Annotated in this window: 8 protein-coding genes and 1 rRNA gene; all 9 read right to left on the bottom strand. The window is 29.4% G+C overall.

All coding sequences use genetic code 11. The features are described from left to right. Window positions 1–524 precede the first annotated feature (524 nt). Complete coding sequence (locus ACI48P_RS21855; protein ID WP_475219606.1) at window positions 525–1,151, bottom strand: YesL family protein; 627 nt, start codon at window positions 1,149–1,151, stop codon at window positions 525–527. Window positions 1,152–1,228: 77 nt separating this feature from the next. After that, window positions 1,229–2,362, bottom strand: a complete 1,134-nt coding sequence (locus ACI48P_RS21860; protein WP_475219608.1) for an ABC transporter ATP-binding protein — start codon at window positions 2,360–2,362, stop codon at window positions 1,229–1,231. 38 nt (window positions 2,363–2,400) lie between these two features. Next, window positions 2,401–3,435 (bottom strand): LacI family DNA-binding transcriptional regulator, encoded by a 1,035-nt coding sequence (locus tag ACI48P_RS21865; RefSeq protein ID WP_475219610.1) that lies wholly within the window; start codon window positions 3,433–3,435, stop codon window positions 2,401–2,403. 65 nt (window positions 3,436–3,500) lie between these two features. Continuing rightward, entirely contained in the window at window positions 3,501–4,982 is a 1,482-nt protein-coding gene (gene malQ / locus ACI48P_RS21870) for a 4-alpha-glucanotransferase (protein ID WP_475219612.1), read from the bottom strand. Window positions 4,983–5,003: 21 nt separating this feature from the next. Beyond that, window positions 5,004–5,858 (bottom strand): carbohydrate ABC transporter permease, encoded by an 855-nt coding sequence (locus ACI48P_RS21875; RefSeq protein ID WP_475219614.1) that lies wholly within the window; start codon window positions 5,856–5,858, stop codon window positions 5,004–5,006. Continuing rightward, window positions 5,858–6,703 carry a carbohydrate ABC transporter permease gene (locus ACI48P_RS21880; protein ID WP_475219616.1) on the bottom strand — a complete coding sequence of 282 codons (846 nt, stop codon included), beginning with the start codon at window positions 6,701–6,703 and terminating at the stop codon, window positions 5,858–5,860. The genes ACI48P_RS21875 and ACI48P_RS21880 overlap by 1 nt, the downstream gene beginning before the upstream one ends. 249 nt (window positions 6,704–6,952) lie before the next feature. Next, window positions 6,953–8,302, bottom strand: a complete 1,350-nt coding sequence (locus tag ACI48P_RS21885; protein WP_475219618.1) for an ABC transporter substrate-binding protein — start codon at window positions 8,300–8,302, stop codon at window positions 6,953–6,955. A gap of 250 nt (window positions 8,303–8,552) precedes the next feature. Then, on the bottom strand, window positions 8,553–10,817 hold the full coding sequence (locus tag ACI48P_RS21890; RefSeq protein ID WP_475219620.1) for a glycogen/starch/alpha-glucan phosphorylase: 2,265 nt from the start codon (window positions 10,815–10,817) through the stop codon (window positions 8,553–8,555). 321 nt (window positions 10,818–11,138) lie between these two features. Further along, window positions 11,139–11,252: ribosomal RNA gene (gene rrf / locus ACI48P_RS21895) — 5S ribosomal RNA — on the bottom strand; the annotation flags it as partial.

The raw sequence follows: 11,252 nt of genomic DNA on the forward strand, positions 1-11,252 counted from the left end.
GGATCAAACTCTCAAATAAAAGTTTAACGGGCTCAGATACTGTTATATATCTGGCTTTGTTTGGTTGTTTCAAATTCTATAAATTAACCTACTGTTTAATTTTCAAAGTTCTTATTTATTTTGCCCTTTTCTTAAGGACAAGTATTACTATACCACCTTAAAATAATGCCGTCAACACTTTTCCTTAACTTTTTTTAGTATTTTTCTTTTTAACTTTACTTATTAAAGTTTATCCACAACCCATTTCCAAATTATTCACATTACTAACAGTAAGTTTTTGGCATAAATGCTTAATATTAATTTTTTTATCCACAAGCTAGTTGTAAATATGTGTATAATTAATGCTATTTTATTTTTTATTAAAGTTTTTCACTTAATATAATACACTAATACTCACTACTCAAATTACTCTGTTAATTACATAAATTATATGTAGATTATGATCTGTCATAGTTTTTTAATACATAAAAAGGCTACAAATAAAGAATATATCTCCTTATTTGTAGCCCCACTTGAATATTTTATTATTTTACATATCTATTTAATATTTTACTTAAGAATATTGAGTTAATATACATGCTAATTCCAAATCCAATAACTGTATAAAAGAATATAGTATATCCCCAAGAATTTTCAAATAAAAACATTGTTATCAATGGTGATAAATTTACTAGTACCATAATTATAGTAAAAGGTAAATTTTGAATAGATATAAGAATCGAATTTTTTATAGTATTTTTAATTGTATTTTCAAACTTAGATATAATAGGAAATACATACGTAAATGTGAACATAAATATAATACCTATTAAAGTAAATGTAAATCTAAATACATTACTTATTATTTCACTAGATATTATATTTGCAAAATAAAAATCTATAATTAGCACACTTCCTACTATCATCATTAATATCCATACTATGGTACTAACTTTAAAGTTTTCTTTAAACCTCTTAATATATTCCCCTATAATATACGTGTCTTCATTATTAACAATCTTCATACCTACATAGTATGATGCAGATAAAGCTGCTCCGATAGTTACTACAGGTATACAAGAAACTATAAATAAAAGGTTTAATATAACTATGTCCGTTATTTTCCCTAGAACTTCAAAGAACTTATTGTCATATCTAAATAAATTATCCATAAAAAATCCTTCCTTAAAATTACCTGTTTCTAAATTATAAATCATAATACTTATATATATTATAATTTATATTCTATTTAGTTTGTTATTATTAATCCTGACTCGTTATCAAATATATGAACTTTTTCCATATCAATTCCAAACCTAACATTGTCTCCTACTTTAGCCTTAGTTTCAGCACTTTCTATTGCTATCATAGGGAAACCTTCTACATTAAAGTATAAGTATACTTCTGAACCTAATAACTCATATACATTTATTTTAGCTTCTACTTCACTACCTAAGTATTTTTTATCATTTTCAAAACAACTATATACATTTTCAAAACAACTATATACATTTTCTGGTCTAACACCTATAGATACTACTTTATCTAAATATCCTTTTTCTATAGCTACTTTCCCCTTAGCTTCAGGTAATACTAATTCAAGATTTCCTATCTTTATTGATACTTTATCATTATTTTTACAAACTGTTCCTTCTAAGAAATTCATTTGTGGTGAACCTATAAATCCTGCAACAAACTTGTTTTTTGGTGAATTATATAAATTTTGTGGTGTATCAACTTGTTGAATCACTCCATCTTTCATTACTACTATTTTAGTTCCTAGAGTCATAGCTTCTGTCTGATCATGTGTTACATATATCATAGTTGCTCCTAGTCTATTATGTAGCTTAGCTATTTCTGTACGCATTTGAACTCTAAGTTTAGCATCTAAGTTTGATAATGGCTCATCCATTAAAAATACCTTTGGCTCACGTACTATTGCTCTTCCCATAGCAACACGCTGTCTTTGTCCTCCTGACAATGCCTTTGGTTTACGATCTAATAAATTTTCTAAATCTAGTATTTTTGCGGCATGCATTACCTTTTTATCTATTTCTTCTTTTGGTACTTTCTTTAATTTTAGTCCAAAGGCCATATTATCATATACACTAAGATGAGGATAAAGTGCATAACTTTGGAACACCATTGCAATATCTCTATCTTTAGCTTCCACATCATTTACTTCTTTACCATCTATTTTTAAAGTACCTTTACTTATTTCCTCTAGTCCTGCTATCATTCTCAATGTTGTAGATTTACCACAACCTGATGGTCCTACAAATATTATAAAGTCTTTATCTTCTATTTCTAGATTAAAATCTTTTACTGCTTCAAAACCATTTGGATATATTTTATATATACTTTCTAGTGATAAGCTTGCCATTTTGTAATCCCCCTCTTTATACACATTGGTTGCTAAAATTATTTATCTAAATTAAAAACTGATTGTCTTACTATTAATTCCCCTTCAAAGACTTTATGTTGATTACTTGTTTTATTATCAATTAAGTCAAATAATATCTTAGCAGTTTCTTTTGCCATCTCTTCTACAGGTTGACGTATTGTAGTAATAGATGGATTGTAATAATAAGTTATATCTAGTCCATCAAATCCTACAACAGAGTAATCTTCTGGTATTCTCTTTCCAGATTCCAAAATAGCCTTACATGCTCCTACAGCCATACTATCAGAAAGTGCATAAATAGCTGTGAATTCTTCATTGGAATCTAATAGCTCTTTCATAAGCTTATATCCATTTTCCATAGTAAATGCATTTGTATTATCACATGTATATCTGACTAAATCTTCATTCATAGGTATATCATTATTTTTCAGAGCATTTCTGTAGCCTTGTATACGTAGTTGACTTATACTCATATCACTACTATCGGCTGCTAACACAGCTATCTTTCTGTGTCCATTTTCTAATAAAAAATCTACTATCTTTTTACTTTCACTAATATCATCTACTGATACAGATGAGTATAAATCTTTATCTACCTGATCTGCCATAGCTATCGTACTTAATACAAATGGAACAGTTATCTCTTGTAATTTTTCTTGTTGATGGGAGAATGATCCCCCTAAAAATACTATTCCTTTTAATCTTTTTTCTTTTATTAGCTCTAGTGCTACCTCAACCTCATCCTGATTACTGTCTACCCTATGTAATATAAAAGTATACTTTTTACTTTGTATCTCTTCTTCAAATACTTTTATCATATTTTGAAAGAATGGGTTATCTATACCTTTTATTAATACAGCTATAGTTTTAGTGTCTACAAGCTTTAAATTTCTTGCACTCTTGTTAGGAATAAAGTTACTTTCTTTAACTACTTCCATAACCATATTTTTTGTTTCTTCACTTATGTCTGGATGGTTATTAATCGCTCTTGAAACTGTACTTATTCCGACACCACATTTTTTAGCTATATCTTTAATTGTGATTGCCTTCATTGTAACTGTATCCTTTCCATTTGATATTTTGCTATATCTGTAGATGACTTAGTATATATATATAATTATAATCTTCCATATAATTTAGTAAGTGTATATATCTTCTTAGTCAACCTTTCAGAAAAACTATTAGGTTGCATTCTCCAGGTCCAATTATTACCTAGTGTAGATGGTATGTTTATTCTAGCTTCATCTCCTAATCCTAAATAATCTTGAACTGGTATTATACAAGTATCTGCAACACTTCTCATAGCTAAGCATATAAAATCCCAGTGTATAGCATTATTTCTTGTATATTTATTGTTCATATAATTAATAGACATTACTTTATCTTCTTTTATAAGCTCTTTATACCAACCTCTTATTGTACTATTATCATGAGTTCCAGTATAGACTACACAGTTCTTATCATAATTGTGAGGTAAATAATCACTTTCTTCTCTTGAATCAAAAGCAAATTGTATTATCTTCATTCCAGGGTATCCTGTATCCTCTAGAAGCTCTTTTACTGTATCTGTTAAAAAACCTAAATCTTCTGCTATTATATCTACATTACCTAATTTTTTATTTATATATTTGAATAGCTCTATTCCTGGTCCCTTTTCCCAATATCCATTCTCTGCTGTTAAGCTTCCATATGGTATAGAGTAATATTCATCAAAACCTCTAAAGTGATCTATTCTTACAATATCATATAACTTAAATGAATATTCTATTCTTTGTATCCACCACTCATAATCTGTATCACTATGATATTCCCAACAGTATAGTGGATTCCCCCAAAGTTGACCAGTTTTACTAAAACTATCTGGGGGACATCCTGCTACTGCAGTAGGGTTACATTCTTCATCTAGCTGGAATAATTCTTTATAAGCCCATGTATCTGCACTATCCATTGATACATATATTGGAATATCACCTACTATAGAAATTCCTTTCTTATTTGCATATGCTTTAAGTTTATTCCATTGCTTAGAAAAGAGATATTGTAAATATTTATAAAATATTATTTCTTTTTCTAATTGTTTTTCGTATTTACATATAGCTTCTTCTTCTCTTGATTTTATATCATTATCCCATTCAATCCAAGACTTTCCACCGAAATTATCTTTAACTGACATATATAGGGCATAATCATGTAGCCACCATTCATTTTTTTCACAATAAGCATTAAATCTTTTATCTTCACTTATACTACTACGTTCATAAGCTTTCTTTAGTATTTTAAATCTTGATAGGTATATTTTTTCATAATCTATATATTGCTTGCTATCTCCCCAATCATAACTATTGCATTCTTCTTCTAATAATAGTCCCTCTTTTACCAATTCATCTAAATCTATAAAATATGGATTCCCCGCAAAAGTAGAAAATGATTGATATGGTGAGTCTCCATATCCAGTAGGTCCTAAAGGCAGTATTTGCCATAATTTTTGACCTGCATCTTTTAGTATATCTATAAAATCATAAGCTTCTTTTGAAAAACTTCCTATACCATATTTTGAGGGTAAACTAGCAACAGGTAACAACATTCCACTTCGTCTCATAATATCCCTCCTATAATACTTTTATCCTTTAACTGCTCCTGCAACAACACCTTCTATTATATGTTTTTGACATATTAGATAGAAAACAATAATTGGTATAATCGATAATACCAACATAGCCATCATTGCTCCCATATCTCTATTACCATTTGAACCTACTAACATTTGAATAACTACTGGTATTGTTTTATATTCCGTAGATAGACCTATAATTAAATATGGTAGTAAGTAGTCATTCCATATCCACATTGCATTTAGTATTGCTACTGTTATAGCTGTTGGTTTTAATATTGGAAGTACTATATGGAAGTATGTTTGTAATGGATTACATCCATCTATCATTGCAGCTTCTTCTATTTCTAAAGGAATAGATTTTATAAAACCACTAAACATAAATACCGATAATCCTGCACCAAATCCTAGATATAAAAATACCATTCCTATAGGATTTGCTAACTTTAAGTTATCTGCCAGCTTTACCATGGGGAACATAACCATTTGGAATGGCACTATCATCGAAAATACAAATAAATAGTATATAGCACTAGTAATCTTACTTTTTACTCTTGTAATATAATACGCTGTCATAGAAGTAAAGAATATTATTACTATTACTGATAATATTGTGATAAAGAAGGACCATCCAATTGCACTTAAGAAACCTGTTTTCTCTAAACCATTAATATAGTTTGTAATTCCTACAAATGTTTCTGCCGTTGGTAATGCAAAAGGTGCATCACTTATAAAGAATTTGCCCTTGAATGAATTTATAATTATAAATAATATTGGCGCTAGAAAAACTACTACTAATGCACAAAGTATTAAAAAAGTTATTACGTTGCCTGGATTCTTTTTTCTTGATACTGCAGTTTGCATTAATGTTCTACCTCCTTCTTTCTAGTTATATATAACTGAGTAAGAGCAATAACTGCTACTATTGTAAAGAACATAACTGCTTTGGCTTGCCCAACACCCTCAAAGTTGTTTTTACCATAGAATGTATCAACTATATTAAGTGCTAACATTTGAGTTTTGTTCATTGGAGCGCCCTTAGTTAAAGCTAAGTTCTGATCATATAGCTTAAAACTATTAGATAAGGTTAAAAACATACATATTGTAATAGAAGGCATTACCATTGGAATAGTTACATGTCTTAATGTTTGCCACTTTGATGCACCATCAATTTTTGCAGCTTCTAATAATTCAGTAGGAACATTTTGAAGACCCGCTATGTAAATTATCATCATATATCCTATCATTTGCCAGTTCATTAATATAATTAATCCTATAAAACCATACTTCGCATCTGCAACTAATGTAGTTCCATAGTTTGCAAGTACTGCATTTATCATTGCTTGCCAAGTGTATCCAAGAACAATACCACCTATTAGGTTTGGCATAAAGAAAACTGTACGGAAGAAATTAGTTCCTCTTATTTTTTTAGTTAAGAAATATGCTAGTGTAAAAGCAAGTATATTTACAGTTATGATAGATACTACTGTAAACAAAGTAGTAAATCCAAATGCTTCAACAAATCCTTGGCCAGGACCGAATGCTTTTACATAATTTTGTACCCCTACAAACTTTGCATTACTTATTGTTGTAAACTCACAAAATGATAAATATAACCCTGTTATAAACGGAATTAAAAATGCAATAGAAAATGCAATTAATGTTGGAATTATAAATATAGGAAAATATTTCTTTAATGCCTTTTGCATACTACACCCCCTAATTTAATGAAAAGTAAGTGTCTTAAAAATATTAATATTTCTATTTTTAATTTAATAAAGGGCTTAAGCTATAAATAAGTATTTACCGCCTAAATAAACTATGACCTAATCGTGAATCATGTTTAACGGTATAGTACTGTTATTTATGGCTAAGCCCTTATTGTGCTAAATTATAAAATTTTGAAATGTTTTATTTTCAATACACACTTACAAGTAATTTTTTATTATATATCCTTCTTATTTAGCTGCTTCTTTTTCAGTTGCCCATTGCTCAACTACAAGCTTTTGAACATCTTCCCATTTCATATTTCCATTGCAGTATTCAAGTAAAGCTGCACCGAAATTATCTTTGAATGTTTGGCTTGGGAAAGAAACGAAGTTCCAGTCTACATTGTATAAATCAGCATTTCCTAAGTATCTTAATACTTCTTGAGCTAGTGGATCTTGAGGAGTTTCATCTTTGCTGAAAGTATTAAATGGAGCTATAAATCCTAACTCATTAGTTACGTGGTCTTTACCAGTCTCTGAAGTAAATAACCATTCAACGAATTCTATAGATGCTTTTTGGTCAGCTTCTGAAGCTTTGCTATTTATAGAGAAGAAGTTTTCAGTTCCTATACAGATACCTTGCTTTTCTTCACCCTCAACACCTGTATATATAGGCATAAATTTAACATCTTCTGCTTTAACAGTGTTTCCTTCAACTTCTGCTATTTGTCCCCATCCCCAGTTACCATTTTGAACCATTGCAGCTTTTCCTAAAGCAAACTCAGCCATTGAGTCAGATACTGTTTTACTTCCAAGTAATGCTGGTTCGCATGTAGAGTTGTTTATATATAAATCAAATATATTTTTGAAGTTTTCCCCGTATGTAAAGTCTAATTTGTCAGCATTAGTTACACCTTTATCTTTGTATTCATAATAAACAGGAAGGTTAGCTAAGTGAGTTTGCCATCTCCAATCTTCTCCTGGAGTTAATGATGTAGAAGCAAATACTCCATCAATTCCTAATTGTTCCTTCTTAGATTGCATATCTTCAGTAACTTCTTTTAATTTAGCAAAGTTATTTATTTCATCCACAGATTTTGCTTTTGCTCCATCTAGTGCAAAGTATTTTTCCATTATTGCGTTGTTGTATATTATTCCGTATCCTTCTTCAACGTAAGGTATACCATATACTCCTTCACCATCTTTTATAGCCATATCTTGATTTAATAAGTCACTATAAAGTTTTGTATCTTTTAAATCTGCAGTGTAGTCTTTCCAAGCCTCGTATCCTACTGGTCCGTTTATTTGGAATAATGTAGGAGCGTCTTTCTTAACTATTTCAGATTTTAATGTTTGTTCATAAGTACCACTTGCAGCAGTAACTACTTTTACCTTTACCCCTGTTTCTGCTTCATAGTCAGCAGCTATCTTTTTCCATTGTTCTTCTGATTCTGGTTTAAAGTTTAAGTAATATACTGAACCTTTGCTATCTCCATCTGTACCAGCTGAATCATCATTTGATGATGAACATCCTGTTAAAGCTACAGTGGCCATCATTGCAGATAATGCTAGTGCTGTAAGTTTCTTTAATTTAATCATGTTATTCCCCCTAATTATTTTTGACTACTTGTAAGTTGACTTTGGTAACGTTACCGATAACGTTTTCCATCGTTAAGAAAATAGTATCACCGGCGGTGATAAAAATCAATATATTTTTAATATATTTTGAATATATTGAATTCTAATTAAAAATTCACTTCGCTCGAGCGACTTCGTATGCGAATCACTTCATCTCCCGTTACTCAAACGACTTCGTCCGTTGCTCAAGCTATTTTTACTTAATATAATCTTATTTTTGCCCTAATTTCCATATATCTTTATTATATTGATCAATAGTTCTATCTGATGAGAAATACCCTGATTCACTAATATTAGTTATCACCTTTTTAGACCAAGCCTTTCTATCTTCATATGACTTAAATGCTTCTTCTTTTTTGTCGCAATAAGCCTCAAAATCTAATAAAGCCATAAACCAATCTTTTCTTAATATTTCTTTATAAAGTCTTATAAGATTTTCTTCACAACCTATTTCCATAAGCTGTTCTCCAACTATAAAATCTACAACTTCTTTTATATTTTTATTTTTTATATAGAAATCAAGAGAATCATAGTCTGCATTTTCATAGTGTTTAATTACATTATCACTACTCTCTCCAAATATAAATATGTTGTCATCACCAACAAGTTGGTGTATTTCAACATTGGCACCATCTTCTGTTCCAAGAGTTAATGCACCATTTAGCATAAACTTCATATTACCTGTTCCACTTGCTTCTTTTGATGCTAATGATATTTGTTCTGATATATCACAAGCAGGTATTAGTTTTTCAGCTGCAGTAACATTATAATTTTCAATCATTACAACTCTTAAGTATTTGTTAACTTCTTCATCATTATTTATTAATTCTTGTAAACATAATATTAAATGTATTATATCCTTTGCAATAACATACGCTGGAGCTGCTTTTGCTCCAAATATAACTGTAATTGGAGTTGTTGGTTTATTACCTTTCTTAATTTGTAAATATTTATAAATCACATATAAAGCATTCATTTGTTGCCTTTTATACTCATGTAATCTTTTTATTTGTATATCAAAAATAGAGTTTTCGTCAATTTCTATATTCTGTACTTTTTTAAGATAATTTTTTAATTCTACTTTATTATCTTGTTTAATCGCTAATAATTTTTCAAGAATTTTATCATCATCTTGGTATTTTATTAATTCTTGTAGTTTTTCTGCATCATTCTTAAATTCATCACCAATTAACTCCTCTATAAATTTTGTAAGTGAAGGATTACAATGCATTAACCATCTTCTAAAAGTTATGCCATTAGTTTTGTTATTAAACTTTTCAGGATATATTTCATAGAAATTGTTTAACTCATTATTTTTTAATATATCTGTATGAAGTGATGCTACCCCATTTACACTAAAAGTATAGTGGATATCAATATGTGCCATATGAACTCTATCATGTTCATCTATTATGTACACAGATTCATCATCATACTTTTCTCTAACTTCTTTATCTAATTCTTTTATTATAGGAACTAATTGAGGAACTACTTTTTCTAAATAATCTAATGGCCATTTTTCTAATGCCTCAGCTAATATTGTATGATTAGTATATGCACACGTTTTAGATACAACATCGATTGCCTCTTCCTTACCTACTCCTCTTTCCACTAATAAGCGAATAAGTTCTGGTATTACCATAGTAGGATGAGTATCATTAATTTGTATTACTGCATATTCATGTAAATCATTAAGTTTGCATCCTCTTTCAACACACTCATCTAATATTAATCTCGCACCATTACTTACCATAAAGTATTGTTGATAGATACGAAGAAGGTGACCTTTCTCATCACTATCATCTGGATATAGGAATAAAGTAAGATTCTTCTCAATGTCCTCTTTATCAAATTCTATCCCTTTATTTACTATGCTTTCATCTATTGTTTCTATGTCAAATAAATGAAGTTTATTTGTAGCACTATTATATCCAGTAACATTAATATCATATAATCTTGATTTTACAGTAAGTCCATTAAATTCTATATCATATGTAGTTTCAGTCTTATTTAACCAACTATTCTTTTCAATCCATTGATTTTTATGCTCTGTTTGTAAGTTATTTTCAAATATTTGCTTAAATAATCCAAAATGATAATTTAATCCTATACCATCCCCCGGAATTCCTAATGTGGCTATTGAATCTAAGAAACATGCAGCTAATCTACCAAGTCCACCATTCCCTAAAGATGGCTCCGGTTCAACTTCTTCTATTTCAGCTATATTTTTACCATGTTGCGCTAATATTTCTTTGACTTCATCATAAATACCTAAGTTTATAAGGTTATTTGATAATAGCTTTCCTATTAAAAATTCCGCTGATATATAATATAATTTCTTTTTTCCAAGTTTTTGGCTTATCTTTTCTTCACTAAGTTCTTGCACTATTTCTAAAAGTGCAAAATATACTTCTTTATTTGAGCATTCAGAAATATCTTTACCGATTTTAGATTTTAATAAATTTGATAAGTTCACAGGCATTCCCCCTTGATTAAGTTATTTATATCTCGGAAACGTTTGCGGTAACGTTTCCGTAAAGCTCAACAATCTCCCTTAAAAACATAAACGCATACTCTTAATCCATTAAGTCATCGTTTAAGGTAATTATAGTCGATTGTTTTTCTTTTGACAACACAATTTTTTTTATGAATTTAATTATTTTTAATTAATTTTTCATTTTAATTTGATTAACTCTGGTTATTATCTCATTTTAAATTAATTTAAGAACGCAAAAAAATCCCTACTGATAAAATAATCAATAGAGATCTTACAATACTTTTATACATAAAAAAAATTACGTGGCTACGTCCTACTCTCCCAGGAGGTTGCCCCCCAAGTACCATCGGCGCTAAAGAGCTTAACTTCTGTGTTCGGAATGGGAACAGGTGTATCCTCTTTGCTATAATAACC

The sequence above is a fragment of the Romboutsia sp. LXY-2 genome, assembly GCF_056171995.1.

Coding starts and splice junctions, on each gene's coding strand:
- ACI48P_RS21875 (WP_475219614.1), bottom strand. CDS start 5,858: ATGCAAACTGCAGTATCAAGAAAAAAGAATCCAGGCAACGTAATAACT.
- ACI48P_RS21865 (WP_475219610.1), bottom strand. CDS start 3,435: ATGAAGGCAATCACAATTAAAGATATAGCTAAAAAATGTGGTGTCGGA.
- ACI48P_RS21885 (WP_475219618.1), bottom strand. CDS start 8,302: ATGATTAAATTAAAGAAACTTACAGCACTAGCATTATCTGCAATGATG.
- ACI48P_RS21880 (WP_475219616.1), bottom strand. CDS start 6,703: ATGCAAAAGGCATTAAAGAAATATTTTCCTATATTTATAATTCCAACA.
- ACI48P_RS21860 (WP_475219608.1), bottom strand. CDS start 2,362: ATGGCAAGCTTATCACTAGAAAGTATATATAAAATATATCCAAATGGT.
- malQ (WP_475219612.1), bottom strand. CDS start 4,982: ATGAGACGAAGTGGAATGTTGTTACCTGTTGCTAGTTTACCCTCAAAA.
- ACI48P_RS21855 (WP_475219606.1), bottom strand. CDS start 1,151: ATGGATAATTTATTTAGATATGACAATAAGTTCTTTGAAGTTCTAGGG.